This is a genomic window from Streptosporangium amethystogenes subsp. fukuiense (assembly GCF_042665875.1).
Taxonomy (GTDB): domain Bacteria; phylum Actinomycetota; class Actinomycetes; order Streptosporangiales; family Streptosporangiaceae; genus Streptosporangium; species Streptosporangium fukuiense.
On sequence record NZ_JBHTEE010000001.1, the window covers coordinates 9,376,334 to 9,393,491 of the forward strand.

At 68.8% G+C, this 17,158-nt stretch carries 14 protein-coding genes; 6 read left to right on the plus strand and 8 right to left on the minus strand.

The features are described from left to right. The 8 genes from ACFQVD_RS41675 to ACFQVD_RS41710 form a co-directional block, all read right to left on the minus strand. Positions 1-558 (minus strand): hypothetical protein, encoded by a 558-nt coding sequence (locus tag ACFQVD_RS41675; RefSeq protein WP_343962735.1) that lies wholly within the window; start codon positions 556-558, stop codon positions 1-3. 382 nt (positions 559-940) lie between these two features. After that, a complete protein-coding gene (locus ACFQVD_RS41680; RefSeq protein ID WP_343962733.1) occupies positions 941-4,858 on the minus strand; it encodes an nSTAND1 domain-containing NTPase in 3,918 nt (1,305 codons plus the stop codon). Further along, positions 4,845-5,348: a hypothetical protein gene (locus tag ACFQVD_RS41685; protein ID WP_343962731.1), complete on the minus strand. Its 504-nt coding sequence runs from the start codon at positions 5,346-5,348 to the stop codon at positions 4,845-4,847. Before ACFQVD_RS41685 ends, ACFQVD_RS41680 begins: the two co-directional genes overlap by 14 nt. 105 nt (positions 5,349-5,453) lie before the next feature. Further along, entirely contained in the window at positions 5,454-7,691 is a 2,238-nt protein-coding gene (locus tag ACFQVD_RS41690; protein ID WP_343962729.1) for an ATP-binding protein, read from the minus strand. 179 nt (positions 7,692-7,870) lie between these two features. Then, positions 7,871-8,500 carry a DUF6879 family protein gene (locus ACFQVD_RS41695; RefSeq protein WP_343962727.1) on the minus strand — a complete coding sequence of 210 codons (630 nt, stop codon included), beginning with the start codon at positions 8,498-8,500 and terminating at the stop codon, positions 7,871-7,873. After that, positions 8,493-8,762 carry a hypothetical protein gene (locus ACFQVD_RS41700; protein WP_343962725.1) on the minus strand — a complete coding sequence of 90 codons (270 nt, stop codon included), beginning with the start codon at positions 8,760-8,762 and terminating at the stop codon, positions 8,493-8,495. Before ACFQVD_RS41700 ends, ACFQVD_RS41695 begins: the two co-directional genes overlap by 8 nt. A 510-nt stretch (positions 8,763-9,272) precedes the next feature. Then, entirely contained in the window at positions 9,273-9,590 is a 318-nt protein-coding gene (locus ACFQVD_RS41705; RefSeq protein WP_343962723.1) for a hypothetical protein, read from the minus strand. A 387-nt stretch (positions 9,591-9,977) separates the two neighbouring features. Continuing rightward, positions 9,978-10,580: a TetR/AcrR family transcriptional regulator gene (locus ACFQVD_RS41710; RefSeq protein WP_343962721.1), complete on the minus strand. Its 603-nt coding sequence runs from the start codon at positions 10,578-10,580 to the stop codon at positions 9,978-9,980. 137 nt (positions 10,581-10,717) lie between these two features. Between ACFQVD_RS41710 and ACFQVD_RS41715 the strand changes: the two genes are divergently transcribed. The 6 genes from ACFQVD_RS41715 to ACFQVD_RS41740 all read left to right on the plus strand — a co-directional run bounded on the left by ACFQVD_RS41715 (position 10,718) and on the right by ACFQVD_RS41740 (position 16,767). Then, positions 10,718-11,482 carry a class I SAM-dependent methyltransferase gene (locus tag ACFQVD_RS41715; RefSeq protein ID WP_343962719.1) on the plus strand — a complete coding sequence of 255 codons (765 nt, stop codon included), beginning with the start codon at positions 10,718-10,720 and terminating at the stop codon, positions 11,480-11,482. 344 nt (positions 11,483-11,826) lie between these two features. Then, positions 11,827-14,076 (plus strand): hypothetical protein, encoded by a 2,250-nt coding sequence (locus ACFQVD_RS41720; RefSeq protein ID WP_343962717.1) that lies wholly within the window; start codon positions 11,827-11,829, stop codon positions 14,074-14,076. Positions 14,077-14,444: 368 nt separating this feature from the next. Beyond that, positions 14,445-14,774: a PadR family transcriptional regulator gene (locus ACFQVD_RS41725; protein WP_343962715.1), complete on the plus strand. Its 330-nt coding sequence runs from the start codon at positions 14,445-14,447 to the stop codon at positions 14,772-14,774. Between the two features lie 2 nt (positions 14,775-14,776). After that, a complete protein-coding gene (locus tag ACFQVD_RS41730; protein ID WP_343962713.1) occupies positions 14,777-15,190 on the plus strand; it encodes a DUF1048 domain-containing protein in 414 nt (137 codons plus the stop codon). Next, complete coding sequence (locus ACFQVD_RS41735) at positions 15,190-15,996, plus strand: ABC transporter ATP-binding protein (RefSeq protein ID WP_343962711.1); 807 nt, start codon at positions 15,190-15,192, stop codon at positions 15,994-15,996. Before ACFQVD_RS41730 ends, ACFQVD_RS41735 begins: the two co-directional genes overlap by 1 nt. Before the next feature lie 9 nt (positions 15,997-16,005). Further along, positions 16,006-16,767 carry an ABC transporter permease gene (locus tag ACFQVD_RS41740; RefSeq protein ID WP_343962709.1) on the plus strand — a complete coding sequence of 254 codons (762 nt, stop codon included), beginning with the start codon at positions 16,006-16,008 and terminating at the stop codon, positions 16,765-16,767. Positions 16,768-17,158: the final 391 nt, after the last annotated feature.

A 17,158-nucleotide genomic window follows, 5' to 3' on the forward strand; every position in this document is an offset into this window, starting at 1 on the left:
CTATCGCCTGCAGTAGATGTTCCGGCTCGGTGTGTAGAGCTTGCCCGGGTCGTCGGGCAGGCCGACCAGGTCCACATCGACGACGCTACGCCATCCCGTCAGGCTGTTGCTGTTGCATCCGCCGCGTCCGGTCGCCCGGTTGCCGGCGCCGCCGCCGGACCGCACCGTCGCACTGCCCGCCGTGCCGGCGTTTCTCCAGCTGCCGTCGGAGTAGTACTGCTGCAGCTGCACGGTGACGACCGCCAGGGTGGCGTTGCAGTTGCCGTTGACCCACCAGCCGTGCCCGGAGGCCTCGAAGGCGGACGAGGAGACGTGGACGTAGTCCCCCGCGGTGTTGAAGACGCACAGCGCCCGGGTGTTCGTCGCGGAACCGGTGTTCTCCAGGCTCGCCTCGCCCCCTGCCGGAGCCCGGCCGGTATCGGGGGCCGGAGCGGGGGTGGGAGGGGGTGCGAGGACGGACGCCGACGGAACCGCGATCGCCGCGGTCTGCGACATCCCGAGGAGCGCCGCGCTGACGATGCCGGCCGTCATGGAGACCTTGCGGAGTGATTGACGCATGATCGTACCTCCGTGCTGAGTCGAGTCGAGTCGAGCAGGGGCAGGAACTGCTGTGCGAATCCTGTCTGGCGGCTGAAAATGTGCGCGCTGCTGATCTCAGGTAATGGCGCCAGACATCGATAAACGTGTCATTCTCGCCCTGCCATGTCAACGAAAAAAGAATTATTGGCAGCCTTTCAGTGGCCGCTTGACCTGCGATTTTCGCATGTAAGCGAGCAATCCGCCAAATAATTGCTTATTTCCCGATATGGGCCATCAAGGGTCTCGTATTTCCGTGGGTGATAATGCGCGACAAAGCTCAGGAAGGCGAGCGTTGTATGGAATCGCCGCGCTGTGGGAAGAGTGGCAGGTCAAGGGCGCTCGTCTGATGCGGGTGGCGCCGTTACCGAGTCCGCCGGGGGCAGATGTCCTGGAAGGGTTCGCCCTGAGGGAGGTAGTGCCTCCACTCCGCCTCGGTGAGGGAGCGGCCCGTGATGGCGCAGAGTGAAGCCAAAGGCTCCGCGGGGAGGCCCACCTTCCACAGCCGGACGATCCGGTCGTTACCGCCGGTGGCCAGGACGGTGCCGTCCGGGCTGAACGCCACGGCGCCGACGTACTCGCCGTGTCCGCTGAGCTGGGCGCCGATCTGCCTTCGCGTCGCGGTGTCCCACAACCGGACCGTGTGATCCTTGCTGCCGGTGGCCAGGACGGTGCCGTCCGGGCTGAACGCCATGGTGCCGACGCCGTCGGTGTGGCCTTCGAGCGGGTCGCCGATCGCCTGCCGGGTGGCCGTGTTCCAGAGCCGTACGGTGCGATCCTGGCTGCCGGTGGCCAGGATCTTGCCGTTCCGGCTGAAGGCCAGCGTATCGATGTCGGTGTGGAAGCTGTGGATCGGCTCGCTGGTCGCCTGCCGGGTGGTCATGTTCCAGAGCTGGAAGGTCTGGCGGTTGGCGACGGCCAGCATCGTGCTGTCCCGGTTGAGAGCCATCACGGTGCCGTAACCGTCGGGGATGTCGAGCGCGTCCCCGACGGGCTTCCGGGTGGCCGTGTTCCACCGCCGGACGGTGTCGCCGTCGCCGACGGCCAGGACGGTGCCGTCAAGGCTGAAGGCCATGATGCCGACGCTGCCGGTGTGGCCTTCGAGCGGGTCACCGATCTGCTTTCTCGTCGCGGTGTCCCACAGCCGGACCGTATGGTCGTCGCCGCCGGTGGCCAGGACGGTGCCGTCCGGGCTGAAGGTCACCGCCCGGAGTAAGCCGGTATGACCTTCGAGCGGGTCACCGATCTGCTTTCTCGTCGCGGTGTCCCACAGCCGGACCGTATGGTCGTCGCCGCCGGTGGCCAGGACGGTGCCGTCCGGGCTGAGGGTCACCGCCCGGACAGGGCCGGTGTGGCCTTCGAGTGGATCGTCGATCGGCCGATGGGCGGTGATGTCCCACACCCGGGTGGTGCCGTCGTCGCCGCCGGTGGCCAAGGTGGTGCCGTCGGAGCCGAACGCCACCGCCCGGAGGTAGTCGGTATGGCCCCTGAGCGGGTCGCCGATCGAATGCTGCGTGGCCGTGTTCCACAACTGGATGTGATGCTCGGAGCTGCCGGTGGACAGTATCCCGCCGTCCGGGCTGAACGCCACCGCTGTGACCAGGCCACTCTGCCCTTCGAGTCTGAGTGGGTCACCGATCTGCTTCCGGGTGGACACGCTCCACAGCCGGGCGGTGTTGTCGCCACCGCCGGTGGCCAGCGTCGCACCGTCCGGGCTGAACGTCATCGCTGTGACGAGGGAGGTGTGCCCCAGGAGCAGGGCGAACTGCTTCCTGGTGGCCGTGTCCCACAACCAGACCCTGCCGTCGAACTCGCCGCTGGTGGCCAGCGTCGCACCGTCCGGGCTGAAGGCCATCGTTCGGGTGGTGTCGTCGTAGCCGGTCAGATCGCCGAGCTGTTTTCCGGTGGTCGTGTTCCAGAGCCGGATGGTCCGGGTGGTGCCGCCGAGGGCGATGGCCAGGATCGTGCCGTCCCGGTTGAGCGCCACTGCTCCGGTCTGCTCGACCGGTGCTTTGAACGGGTCGCCGATCGGCCGGTGGGTGCGAAGATCCCACCGCCAGACGGCGCCCTGGCGATCCGCGGTGACCAGCGTGCCGTCCGGGCCGAACGTCATCGCCGAGACGGGGTGGGCATGGCCCTTGAGCGGATCGCCGACCTGCTTCCTGGTGGCCGTGTCCCAGAGCCGGACGGTGCCGTCCTCGTTGCCGGTGACCAGCGTCGTGCCGTCCGGGCCGAACCCCAGCTTGACGACGGAACCGGTGTGGCTGTTCAGGATCGCCCTGATACCGGTGGCCAGGGTGGCGATCATGCCGTGGCGGGCCTCGTCGGTGTGGGTGAAGTGCCAGGCGGTGGCGGACAGCAGCCCGGACAGGGTCGGGTCGTCGTCGCCGATCCGGTCGCTGTGCGCCGACAGCAACCGGGAGACGACCTCCCTGCGCTGGCCTTCGGCCCTACTCTGTGCCCTGACGGCGGTGTCGGCCGCGTTGACGGCGACCACGGCGGCGATCGAGGCGACCAGCGCCATGAGGGCCAGGGCGCCGACCGCCAGGCGGGCAAGGCGTCTGCGCCGGATGGCGGCCTGTTCGGCATGGACGGCGGCCCGGTCCGCGGCGGCGAGGAACTCGACGGCGACGGCGGTCAGCGGCGGATGGCGCTGCGGGCCTGCCTGCCGACGGTCGCGGACCTGGCGCAGGGCGGCCAGGCGACTGCCCCGGTAGAGAAACGAGGGGTCGCGGCCGTTGCGCTCCCAGTCCCCGGCGTCCTCGCGCAACTGCCCGTACAGGATCTGGTCGTCGAGGTCGGCCCGCAGCCAGCCGGACAGCCGAGGCCAGGCCGTCAGCAGCAGGTCATGAGCGAGTTCGACGCTGTCACCATCGATGACCAGGAGGCGCTGGCCGGTGAGGACCTCCAGTACCGCGTCCAGGTCGCCGATCTCGGCGGCCGCGCGACCGGCGTACAGCTCACCGAGGGTCGCCCGGTGCCGTGCGACCTGCCCGTCGCCGGTGATGACGGCCAACTGCCGGCAGAGCTGCCGGGCCAGGACCTGCTGCGTGCCGGTGAGCCGTTGGTAGGCGGCCTCGGCACCGGTCTGCACCGCGTGGGCGATACCGCCGGCGGCGCCGTAGCCGCTCAGGGTCAGCCGGTCGCCCGTACGCTGCTGCCAGGTCAGCAGCATCGCCTGTGACAACAGCGGCAGCGCTCCCGCCCCGGGCCCGTCAACGGGGACGGCGGCCCCCGCTCCGCGGCCGGGCACGGTGAGGGTGCGCAGGTCCCCCAAGACCAGGTCGGCCAGACCGTCCTCCAGGCGCAGGCCGGCGCGTCCGGCCGGGCCGGTGATCGCCCGGCGCAGCTCGGAGTCGCTCATCGGAGCCAGGGTGAACGGCCCGGCGCGCAGCGCGTCGACGAGAGGAGGGAAGGAAGCGCACCGGTCCCAGAAATCCCCGCGCACGCCGACCACGACCAGCGCGGCCGGCTGCCGGTCGGGGCCGATGGGGGTCTCTGCCGCGGCCCGCAGCGCGGTGACGAACGCCCATGCAGCGCCGGCATCGGTCTCCCACCGGTTCTCCAGACCGTCCGCGCCCGTCCCCGTCCCCGTCCCCGTCCCCGTGCCCGTGTCCATTGCCGTGCCCGCATCCGTCGCCACAAGGGTGAAGATCTCCTCGAACTGGTCGACGACCACCAGCAGCCGGGCCTGCCGTACCTCCGCCCCGGTGCGCGGATCCGTTCGCGCCAGTACGGCCTGGCGGAATATCAGGTGGGCCTGGTCCGGGTGGCTCGCCAGGCTCTGGCGGACCGCCGGTGGATCCGCTCCGGTCAGCGCGGACAACTGGAGCGCTAGCTCGGTCAGTGGGTCGGCGGTGGGCGTCATGACCAGGCGCGGCCAGTGCGCGCTCCCCGGCGCCTCGGCCAGCAGGCCGTCGGCCAGGTACGGCAGTAGCCCGGCCCGCAGCAGCGAGGACTTGCCCGCCCCGGACGGCCCGGTGACCACCAGCATGCCCAGCCCGTCCAGCCGGGTGGCCAGCATCCGTGCCAGCTGGGCGGTGACCTGCTCGCGACCGTAGAACACCTCCGCGTCGGCTTCCCCGAACGGCGCCAGGCCCCGGTACGGGCTGCCCGTCCAGAGCTGTTCCGCCTGAGGGGAGACCGGATGGTGGTGCTGGTGATCATGGTAGGCGACCGTGCCGGCGACCGGGCCGTAGAAGGTGTTGTCGTGGAACTCCACGTGGTCCCCGTCGTACCGGCTCTCACCGCTCTCTCCGGCGTCCGGATCAGGTTGAGCCATCGTCACCCGGGCCGTTCCCCTGACGACCCACGCTCTTGCCGGTGACGGGGCCGTGGAAGGTGCCGCCGTGGAACTCCATGTGGTCCCCGCCGTACCGGCGAGCGACCTCGGAACGCGGAGCGGGCGGTCTGACAGGTTCGGCGGGTCCGGCAGGTCCAGTGGGTCCGGCAGATTCGGCGGGTTCGGCCGGTCCGGCAGGTTCGGCAGCGGAACCAGGCGATTCACCGTGCCGAACCGCGGGCCCGGGGAGGGACGACGCGATACCGGCTGGGGATGCGACCCCGTGATCGAAGGGCGCCTGCCCGGCCGGGTGGCGCAGCCCGTACACCGAGACGCCGAGCCCGGCCAGGCCGATGAAGACCCCCAGCACGCTGGCCAGCCGATCGGCCTGCTCCAGGCCGATCACTGTGAAGACCGCGCCCAGCACCCCCAGAACGGCCCCCGCCCCGGCCATCACGACTCCCACGCGGAGCTTCCGCCGCATCGTCATGCTGCCATGGTGAAGCCAGAGACCCCTGCTGGAAAGCGAATCGCCCCAACCAGAGCCACATGACGACCGAACGCCTGGTGTGTTCTACGGCTCACGCTATTCGGCTCAGTTCGTCTCCGTCGCCCGCAGTTCGATGCGATCGCGTACCGCCACCGCGCGCGGGTCGTCGTAGCCGGAGAGGAGGCTCAGTGTCTTCGTCCAGTGCCGGTGGGCCGCCTCCGGGTCCTCGTGGAGCAGAGCCGCGGCCAGGCCGTCGAGGGCCAGGGCCTCGTGCCAGGCGTCGCCGAGCTCGTGATGGACGGCGGCGGCCTGGCGGTGGAAGTCGGCCGCCTCCTCGTGGCGGCCGAGGCGGCGGTAGGTCTCGCCCGCGCCGTGCCAGGCCAGCGCCTCCCGGCTGCGGTCACCGAGGCGGCGATGGAGCGTGGCGGAGCGGTGATAGGAACCCAGCGCGTCGGCGAACCGGCCGTCGGCCCGCTGGGCGTTGCCGAGGGTGATGAGCCAGAAACCCTCCAGCCGGTGGTGGCGGAGGCCGAGGGCGATGTCCAGCGCGGCCTGAGCCGACTTCATGGCCTCCTCCACCTCTCCCCGCTCGCACTGCAGGTCGCTCATCAGGCGCAGGACATTGCCCTCACCACGCTGGTTGTCCAGGGATCGATGTGCGGCGAGAGCACGCCGGACGGCGTCCTCGGCCTCCGGCAGGCGGCCCGCGTGGTAGTGGGTACTGGCGAGGTTGGACAGCATGGTGGCCTCCCAGTGAGCGGAGTCCTGCTCCTGGAAGGCGACGGCGGCCTGCTCGAAGTGCCGTGCGGCGTCGTCCAGCCGCCTCGTGCGGAGATGCGCCAGTCCGATCAGGTTGAGCGAGTGCGCCTCGCCGAGCCGGTCACCCAGCTCACGCCAGATCGCCAGTGCGTTCCGATGGCATTCGAGGCTCTCGGTCAGGCGATTGATCCGGGTGTATCCCATGCCCAGCTCCGTGAGCAGTTGCCCTTCCGCGACGCGGTCGCCCAGCCGTCCGGCCGCCGCCAGCCCCAGGCGGCCCACGGCCAGCCAGTCGGCGACCGGAGTCGAAGGGGACTGCGCGTTCGACAGGACGGCCGACAACTGCCAGGTGAGCCGGTCCTGCCCGGTCGAGGCGGCGGCCCTGACAGCCTGCAGAAGGCTCGTGTGGTCGCGCTCGGACCAGTCCACGGCGGCGTTGTAGTCGGAGAAGCCCAGCGGATGCGTGCCGTCCGCCGGTGGGGCGAGTTCCAGCCGGGCTTCGGCGGGGCTGATCCAGCTCTGGGCGGCGTCGGCGGTGTGCAGGTACCAGTCCAGCACCCGGCGCAGCGCGACCTCCTGTTCTTCGGGCGGCTCCTCCCGCTGTGCCTGGTCGGCGGCGTAGGCGCGCAACAGGTCGTGGAACTGGTAGCGGTCCGGGGCCGCCTGCTCCAGCAGATGAGCGCCGACCAGGGAGTCAAGGAGTTGCCGGGTCCGGCTGGGAGGCAGCCCGGCGAGGGCTGCGGCGGCGTGGAGGCCGAACTCGGGGCCCGGGTGCAGGCCCAGCAGGCGGAACAGCCGGGCGGCCTGCTCCGGTAGGGCGCGGTAGGACCACGCGAACACCGTACGGACGGCTCCAGCCTCTTCGTCGTCTCCCGTGCTCAGGGCGTCCCACAGGGCGGACTCGTCACGCAGGTCGGCGATCAGGTCGTCCAGCCGCATGTGCGGGTAGCTGACGGCGCGCTCGGCGGCGATGCGCAGGGCAAGCGGCAGCCGGGCGCACAACCGGGCCAGCTCGGTGAGCTTGTCCTCGTCGTCCTCCGGCCGGTATCCGGCGGTGACGGCCCGCAGCAGCGCGACGGCCTCCGGCTCGGGCAGCGTGCCCAGCGTCAGCCGGTGGGCCCCGTCGCGTACGGCAAGGCTTGACAGGCGGTTGCGGCTGGTGACGACGGTCAGACAGCCCGCGCTCCCGGGCAGCAGCGGACGGACCTGGTCCGGTGTCGCCGCGTTGTCCAGGACGACCAGCACCCGGCGGCCGGCCAGCCGCGAGCGGTAGAGCGCGGCGGCGGCGTCGGGATCCTGCGGCACGGAATGGGCGCGGACGCCGAGAGCGACCAGGAAACGGTGCAGGGCATCCCGGGCGGTGACCGGCTCGCCCGGGTCGTAGCCGCGGAGATTGATGTAGAGCTGCCCGTCGGGAAAACGGTCCCGGACCTGATAGGCCCAGCGCAGCGCGAGGGACGTCTTCCCCACGCCCGCGGTCCCGGCGATCACGCACACCGAGATGACCCGCGGATCGCCGTCTTCGCCGATCAGGATCGTGTTCAGCTCTTCGAACTCGCCGGTGCGGTTGACGAACCCGCGCACATCGGCCGGTAGCTGCCGTGGGGTGAGGTTCGCGGAGCCGCTCCGGTCCGGTCTGCCGTGCTCGTGGAAGTGGACTCCGCCACTGACGTCCCTGGCCTGTACGACATCACGCGAAGACCCCGACAGCTCGGAATGCGAACTGCCGGGGCGCTTCTCGTCTTCTCCGGGCTTTTTGACGCCTACTCCGCTTTCGTCGTGGGCGAGGGAAGGTGTGCCACCTCGCGGTCGAAGTAGGACATCACATCTTCACCGGCCTCATAGAGGCTTTTGAGGTATTTTTCCCAGCCGCCGATCAGGCCGGGATCGGTGTAGCGAACCGCGCCGTTCGGGACGCCGGTTTCGGTGTAGAGAACGTGGTAGAGGGTTCGGCCGCCGAGGATGACCACTTCCGGCAGTGGAGCGGTCCTCTCCGAGGCCGCCACCTTTTCCACGCCGACCACGCGAACCCGCTCACCGCATTCGGCGCGCAGTCGCAGCGAGTGCAGTTCCCATCGCATATATGGCGTGAGCGGCGTCTCGACCACGCGTACCCGGTGGAAGAAGGAACCGCGGCGTTCGTCCTCCCGGGCGACCGCGAGCAGGTCCTCTCGCCTTTCGTCGAGAAGCCGAAGCGCTTCCTCCCAGTCGCCCCGGCGAAACGCGTCACGGCTGGGACTGCCCTGTTCCTCGAAGTGCTGCCGCCGCTCGAACTTCCAGGAGTCCCGGTTGTGAATCTGCGCGTCCCGGTGCCGGAAGTCGCGTCGGTAGGCGTCCCTGACGAGCCTTTCGCCCTGTGCGGGAACGAGGAAGGGGGCGCGGGGATCAAGCATCGGCGATGTCCGCCTTCGCCGCGCTGAGCATGATGCCCGGGATGACGACCAGTCGCTCATCCGGGGCGAGGGACACGCCCTCCGGCAGGCGGGGGCTGTAGGCGGCGGTGAGGTCCCTGCCGATCACTGCGATGTCACCGTTGTCGAGTTGCCAGATATCTGGGCATTCGTCGCGGCCGTCCGAACTGTCTAACTCTTTGGCCGACTTCCCTAATCGCCGCTCGAATGACGCGGAAGGGTCGGCTTCCCAGGAACGAGCCATGCCCGCCTCCACTTGGCTTGGCTGTGCGTTCTATCTGTGCGGAGCATATGTTGGACGGCACCCCGGGACAACGGAATAGGGGGATTATCGCGCGAACATGGCCGAAAAAACAAACCGTCTGTCCGAAACGGCGGACAGACGAGCTGAGTGGAAGGTGTTCACGACATCTGCCTGCCGATTTTCGATGCGTATGGTGACGAAGGTTTGACGCCGAACCGGCCTCGACCTGCCGGTCATCGATCAGTGGACATTTTCCGGGTCCGCAGTACGGCTGCATATTCCGACATCCAGCACTTCAGTGCTTGATTCTGGTTGTCCGTGGACTTCGGAGACGCCGAGAACATCACGGCAGTAACGGTGCGTGCGGGATTATCTACTGCCACAAAGTCTCATATTTAATGAGAAGGGCGTCATCGCCGACCGGGACTCCATCGGCGGCGCCCGGATTGCATGGCTCACGGTCTACGACAGCCGGTACGAGGACGGCTGATCGGGGCTGTCGAAGGACGATCAGTCCATTTCCTGTGGTCTGTAGGGCTTTGGGGCATCGAAGGTGATCCCACCTTCGATATCCCTGGCCTGCACCGCGTTACCGTGCACGGTGCCACTGATCTCGTTGTGCACACCGCCGGACTCGGTGTCTTTGGGAGGTGAAGAAACGGCGCCGAAAACCGCCAGCCCCAGCCCCAGCAGTCCGACGAAGGCGCCGAGCACGCTGGCGAGCTTGTCGGCGCGATCCAGGCCGACCGCGATGAAATACCACCCCAGCGCGACCAGGGCCGCCAGCGCCACGGTTACGCCCGACCAGACCAGTGTGCGTCTCGACATGCGTTCAGTGTCGGCCAGGTTTCAGAACGGGGGAAGCCCGGCGCTCCGGTGCGTTGACCGCGATGCTCGGCCCTTCGCGAGCGGGCGTCCGTCGAACTTCGCCGTTCTGGTCTTCACAGACCTCGGCCACGTCGGCTGGGAGTCTACCGAGACCACTGATGACGTGGCCTCGTTCACCGGTCCGAACGCGGATCCGCGCCCTGGTCACCGACGGTGTAGCCCGTGCTCGGCCTCGGCTCGGGTCGATGCGACCGGACGCCGAGGTGGACCGTGCGCACGGGTCCGGGGAGTCTCAGCACCGGTCTCGCAGAACGCCTGGGTGGTGAGGAGTCCCGCGAACGGCGACCAGGCTGCCCCGTAATGCCATGCGTCAGGCGGTTCAGTGGTTCACAGCAGCCGTCTCTGTACGACGTCGGCGATGACCGCGGTCACGACCTTGCCGACGGCTCCGGCCTCCACCGGGGCGCCTTCCCGGCCGGCGAACAGCAGGTGCCCGGCCCCGATCAGTGAGAGGGCGAGCGCGTCGACGTCGGCGTCGGCCGCGATGCGGCCCAGCTCGCATTCGTCGTTGAGGTAGCAGGCGATCATGGCCACGGCTTCCGTCATGACCGGGATGCCGTGGCCCGGCCTGGCGTGGCGCAGCCGGGCGCGCAGCTCGTCCCGGAAGATGACGAGACCGGTGATCGCCACCGCGATCGGGTCGAACAGGTCCATCAGCGCGCCGGTGAGGTTGCCGGCGACGGTGCCGGTCCCGGCGGACGCGCGCAAGGCGGCTGCCTGGTCGTCGATCCGGGCGATACGGCCCCGTACGAGCTCGGCGAGGAAGTCGTCGAAGTCGGCGAAGTGCCGGTGCAGGACGCCCTTGGCGACGCCCGCCTCGGTGGTGACCGCACGGCTGGTCAACGCGTTCGGCCCGTCCTGAAGCAGGACGCGCTCGGCGGCGTCGAACAGTTGCCGGCGGGCGTCACGGATGTGCACTCCGGTCGGCACCGCGCGTTCCTCCTTATGCTCACCGCGAACGTTACCCTGCCGACAAGTGGGCATGCGCCCACTATAGTGGGCGCATGCCCACTACAGCGCAGGGACAATCGCGCCCTTCAGAGAATGAGCCGCACCAGGCCAGACAGATGGCGGAGTCGTTCGGGGCGGACGCCGAACGCTACGACCGGGCCCGGCCCCGCTATCCCGACGCCCTCGTGGCGCGGATCGTCGCGGCCAGTCCCGGGCCAGACGTCCTGGACGTCGGCTGCGGCACCGGCATAGCGGCCCGGCAGTTCCAGACGGCCGGCTGCACGGTGCTGGGTGTCGACCCCGATGAGCGGATGGCCGAGTTCGCGCGGCACAGCGGGGTCGACGTGCAGGTGGCGACGTTCGAAGCCTGGGATCCGGCCGGCCGGACGTTCGACGCGGTCGTCGCGGGCCAGGCCTGGCACTGGGTGGACCCGGTCGCGGGCGCCGTGAAGGCGGCCCAGATCCTGCGGCCCGGCGGCCGGCTGGCGGTGTTCGCGCACGTCTTCGAGCCTCCGCCCGCCGTCGCGGAGGCCTTCACGGCGGTCTATCGGCGGGTGGTGCCCGACTCGCCGTTCAACGGCCGGTCGCCGAAGCAGGGCCTGGACACCTACCAGGAGATGTTCACCATGTTCGCCGACGGAATCCGAAAGGCGGGCGAGTTCGGCGACCCGGAGCGGTGGCGATTCGACTGGGAGCGGTTCTACACCCGCGACGAGTGGCTGGATCTGCTGCCCACGACCGGTGGCCTCACCCGGCTCCCGGCGGACAAACTGGCCGAAGTGCTGGCAGGCGTCGGGGCCGCCATCGACGCGATCGGGGGCGGCTTCACGATGCCCTACACCACGATGGCGGTCACCGCGGTAAAAACCGGCACCGTCTGACCCGGCTTTCCGGGGTATCCGACGCCGCGGGCAGGACGCCCGCCTTGTGGCCGGGATGAAAGCGCGGTTGGAGAGATCTGGATCGTACCGGCGGTGGCGTGAAAGTACATCCGGGGTCGGTGCTCGATTAGGGTTGAGCGCTTTGTTCGCTTTCTCGCCCCCCGGGAAGTACATATGCGTTCCATCCGTTCCGGCCGTCGATATCGTTTCGGATGGCTCGCCGCATTCGTCGTGGGCGGTTACTGACGATCAAAGGTGGACGTTACCCGAAGGGTATCTATCACTGCAGGTCAGCGGCATGATCGCGCGTCACGCCGAGCTTTCATTCTCAGTATCTGGCCGCGGTGGTCGCATTCGGGGTCGTCGCGCTGGTGAGCGGTGACGACAGGGTTCTCCGGCTGCTGCTGGTTCTCCCGGGAGAGCCGGGCGCGGGCCGGCAGGTGCTGTTCCTGCTCCTGGTCGGTGCGGCGCAGGGCTGGGCGCTGTGGCAGATCCTCCGCGGGCGGGTCGCCGGGGAGATCGGCGAGCAGGGGAGGGCCGTCCGCCTGCTGCGGGTGGCGCTCTATGTCAATGTGGCCCTCTTTTCGCTTGATTGGTTCGCGGCCTATCTGCCTTGGCGGACCTACGACCTGGAAGATCTCGGACAGCTCGCCCTGGTGGTGCTGTTCTACCGGGTGCTGGACGGCGCCTCCCGCGCGCTACGGCTCACCGCGCTGGTGGCCGGGACGCTCGTCGTGGCGGGCTCGATCGGTGAGGAGGTGTTCGGCCTTCTCGATCTGCGGAGCCTCGAAGGGGGCTTCGAGATCGTCCAACTGGACGGGTTGACCTGGCTGCTCTGGATGTTGCTGACCCTCGTGGCCCAGGCCAGGGACGGCAGGTGGGGCAGGGGCACCGTGTGGTCGGGAGTGGCGTCCATGGTGCTGCCGTTCTTCGTCGCACCGCTGGCATTCGCCTTCATCGATGATCACTCCGCCATCCTGGTGTTCTGGGGCGTGGCCAACCTTTTCCAGCCGGTCTGGCTGGCCCGGTCCGCCCATGACCTCGCCGGCCCGCACACCAGGCGCGTACGGACGGAGAAGAAGCGGATCAGGGCCCCGTTCGGCTGGTGGCCGCTGCCGGTCATGGCCGTCGTGCTGCCGCTGCTCCCGGTGGCGGTCAACCTCGCCCACGGCCTGCCGTTCTGGATCGGCCCGCAGGGGATAATCGAGTCCTTCGTCCGCACGCATCTCTGGGGACTCAGCCCGTTCTGGGGGTACTTCGACCTGCTGGTCGGGGTCGGTGGTCTCGGCGTCCTGGTCCTGGTCACGGTGGTCCGCAGGACGCGCCGCTCCCTGTGGACGGCGGTGAGCCTGCTGCTCTTCGCCGCCGCCGTCGGAGTCGTCACCGCGGTCACCTCGGACCACGCCCCCGCCGGCTCGGCGGGCGACGGAACGAGGTTCTGGTACGACAACATGCGGATGTATCCCGACGGGACCTTCGCCCCCGACCCGGCGAGCGGTGAGATCTTCTTCAGTGTCCCGCCGCTCTGGCACAGCGCCGCCCTCACCGCGTCCGCGCTCATCCTGATCTTCCTGTACGGCCCGCGGACGGCCCCGCGTTCGCCGTACCGGGTGGCCGTGGCGTGCGTCGCGTCGGTCGTGACGCTCTGCCTGCTCCCGGTGGCGGACCAGGTGCGCGGCCAGGTCACCTCGCGCGGCGACTGCGAGCCGCCCGAGCGCGGGCGGAGCGCGGGCGGCGAACCCAGGACGCCTCCGCCGACCGGCGAGCGGGCCTTCGTGTGCACGGTGCGGACATCCGACGCGCTGCCGTCCGCGCGGAGCATCCCCGACCAGGCGCTGGTGGCGTACGGACACCGGTTGTGCGGCGTCTACACGCGAAACGATCCGCGAGAACTCGCCCGCGTCCGCGAGCTCGATGGCCTCGACGTGCGCACGCTCTCCGGCCTCCTGGCCGACGTCTGCCCGCGCGCCGCCGAGACCGTCCAGGCCGCGAGGGACGCCGAGAAGCGCGAGATGCTGGAGTGGGAGGCCGAGGAGCAGCGCAAGTGCGACGAGGCACCCCGGCACCGCCCCCTGATCAGGCCCGTGTCGGTGTCGGTGCACAAGGAACCCCTGTGGACGGACTACGGGGTCCTGGAGTCGTACGAGCCGGGTAGCGACGACGGCGATCCCTACGAGGACGGCCTGCTCGACCTGCTGAACAAGAACGAGCTGGTGGCCGCGCTCCCCGGTCATCTGATGGTCGGTGTTCACTCCGACTACTCGATCTGTGTCACGACCGAGACCTACCGGCGCCGTCCGCCGGTGGAGACCAGGGGCTGGCACCACGTCGTCGAGGTCGGCTACCGCAGCCCGACCGGAAAGATCAGACTCGCCGACGCGATGGGTGGTCCCGAACTGCCCAACCTCGCCGTCCGGGGCAGGGGCGACTACCGGATCCGCGTCCACTACGCCTGGCTCCCCTGGAAGGGCGAGAAGTACGGCGGGCAACGGCTGCTGATCATGGCGTATCCGGGGCGTGGGGACGAGGTCGTCGTCCACCGCAGCCGTACCAGGGGGGCAGCCCACATAAGCCCAAAACCCACATTGGGATGATCTTGAAGGGTCTTCCGGCTGGTTGACGGCATGGTCACTGGGTGCGGCGGGGTGGGCCGAGGATGGTGGTGATCTTGGCGATGGCTTCGGGGCCGGGTTTGACGTAGCGCATGGCGGTGCGGGGGTTCTTGTGCCGGGTCTTGCCCATGATGAGCTGCAGCGGGACGTCGGCCTCGCCGAGGCGGGCGCGGCCGGTGTGCGGGCAGATGTCGGCGACGGGCTCGCTCGCGAGCAGCGATCAGGCCGCCCGCACCCACATGCTTGCGGCCCCCGATTGCCCCTCAGCTATTCGGTGTTGCTAGGTACTGGTAGTCGGTGTTACTTTGTACCAGTAGTTAGCGACACCGAGTAGCTGAGGGGGGTGTTCCGTGGGCAAGCAACTGACGGAGATGCTCAAGGGAACGCTGGAGGGCATCGTCCTGGCGATCCTGTCCGGTCGGCCCGCGTACGGCTACGAGATCACGGCGTGGCTGCGGGAGCAGGGCTTCTCCGACATCGCCGAGGGCACCATCTACGCGCTGCTCGTCAGGGTCGAGCAGCGCGGCCTCGTCGACGTGGAGAAGGTCCCGTCCGAGAAGGGGCCGCCGCGCAAGGTGTACTCCCTGAACGCTCAAGGACGGGAGTACCTCGAAGAGTTCTGGAGGAACTGGAGCTTCCTCACCGAGAGGCTCGAACAACTCCGAGAAGGAGATAAGTAGACGTGGTCACAGGGTCGACCGAGCCGAAGAGCCGCTACCTGCAGTACCTGGAGATCCTCACCGGGTCGCTCGAGGACAAGCGGCGCTACCGGCAGTACAAGGCGCGCATCAAGCAGCTTCCCGAGAACTGTCGCACGGCCGTCGAAGCGCTGGAGCGGTACCTGATGCACTTCGGGCCGGCGGACGGCGCCGGCGCGATGGCGATGTATGAGGATCTTGCCGATCTGTTCGAACAGAGCGCGGCGGACGGAACCCCGATCCGCGACATCTTCGGGGAAGACCCCGTGGAGTTCGTGGAGGCGTTCGTGGCCAACTACCCGATCGGGCAGTACAGAACCCGGGAGCGGAACCGCTTCACCAGCGCCATCGAACGCGCCGCCGGCGAAAACACCGCAAGAAAGGACAGGACAGACTGATGACGACACAGCAAGCCCAGGCGATTCAGGTGCAAGGCCTGGAGAAGTCGTACAAGGAACTGCATGTGCTGCGCGGCGTGGACTTCACCGTGGCACGAGGCAGCATCTTCGCCCTGCTCGGCTCGAACGGGGCGGGCAAGACCACGGTCGTGAAGATCCTGTCCACGCTGCTCAAGGCCGACGCCGGGACCACCCGCGTCAACGGCTTCGACGTCGCCACGCAGGCCGCGAACGTGCGGGAGTCCATCAGCCTCACCGGACAGTTCGCCGCCGTCGACGAGATCCTCAGCGGGCGGGAGAACCTCGTGCTGGTCGCCCGGTTACGGCATCTCAAGAATCCCGGCCAGATCGCCGATGACCTGCTCGAGCGTTTCTCGCTGACCGACGCGGGCGCCCGGAAGGTGTCGACGTACTCGGGCGGCATGCGCCGCCGCCTGGACATCGCGATGAGCCTCATCGGCAATCCGCCGGTCGTCTTCCTCGACGAGCCGACGACCGGGCTCGACCCCCAGGCGCGCATCGAGGTGTGGCAGGCGGTCAAGGAACTCGCCGCCCAAGGCACGACGGTGCTGCTCACCACGCAGTACCTGGACGAGGCCGAACACCTCGCCGACCAGATCGCGATCCTCCACCAGGGCCGGATCATCGTGAACGGCACCCTGTCCGAGCTCAAGCAGCTACTCCCGCCCGCCAAGGTCGAATACGTCGAGAAGCAACCGACCCTGGAGGACATCTTCCTCGCGCTCGTCGGTGCCGACGGCAAGGACGGCGACGCCGGCAAACACCGCATCTCGGTACGCAAGTAAGGAACAACGATGAGCAAGCATTTCTTCGGCGACACCGCCGTCCTGCTAGGACGCTCCCTGCGCCACATCACACGCAGCGTGGACACCATCGTCACGACCGCGATCATGCCGATCGCCATGCTGCTGATGTTCGTCTACGTGTTCGGCGGCGCGATCGACACAGGGTCGGTCTCGTATGTGAACTACCTGCTGCCCGGCATTCTGCTCATCACGGTTGCCTCGGGCATCGCCTACACCGCGTTCCGGCTGTTTATGGACATGAAGGGCGGCATCTTCGAGCGCTTCCAGTCCATGCCGATCGCGCGGTCGTCGGTGCTGTGGGCGCACGTGCTGACCTCGCTGGTCGCCAATCTGATCTCGCTCGTGGTCGTCGTGCTCGTCGCCCTGCTCATGGGTTTCCGCTCGGGGGCGGGAGTGCCGGCGTGGCTCGCGGTCGCCGGCATGCTGATCCTGTTCACCCTGGCGTTGACGTGGCTCGCCGTCATCGCCGGTCTGTCCGCGAAGTCCGTGGACGGCGCGAGCGCGTTCTCCTACCCGCTCATCTTCCTGCCCTTCCTCAGCTCGGCGTTCGTGCCCACCGACACCATGCCCGGCCCGCTACGCGTCTTCGCCGAGCACCAGCCGGTGACCTCCATCGTCAACGCCATCCGCGACCTGTTCACCCAGCAGCCGGTCGGCACCGACATCTGGATCGCCCTGGCCTGGTGTGTCGGCATCCTCATCGTCGCCTACGCCTTCGCCATGAACACCTACCGCCGCAAGATCTCCTAGACCGTATCGGTCGGGCTCGTCTTGATCCCGACGAGCGTGGCGGACAGGCGGATCGCGGCGCGGTTGCCCTGAACAAGAACAGCACTTCCTCGGCTTGTCTCCGCTGCCGGGCGGAGGCTTCCAGGAGATTTACGCGAGATGAGCACCGGGCTGTGAGCGGACCACCCGGAACACGTGCGGCAGCCGCTGACCCTTGCCGGTGCGAGTGACGAACGGCCTCCACCGTGGGCGGGCCGATCCCCCCACCAGGTACTGATGTCGCCCCGATGTCGTGGACTGGAGCGACCCGCACCGCCGCCGCCGCGGATCGGCATACCCGCCAGAGCATGTGGCTCGCTGCCATTCCTTGCAACGCACCCTTCGAGCTCCACACAACACGTCCTATCGCGAG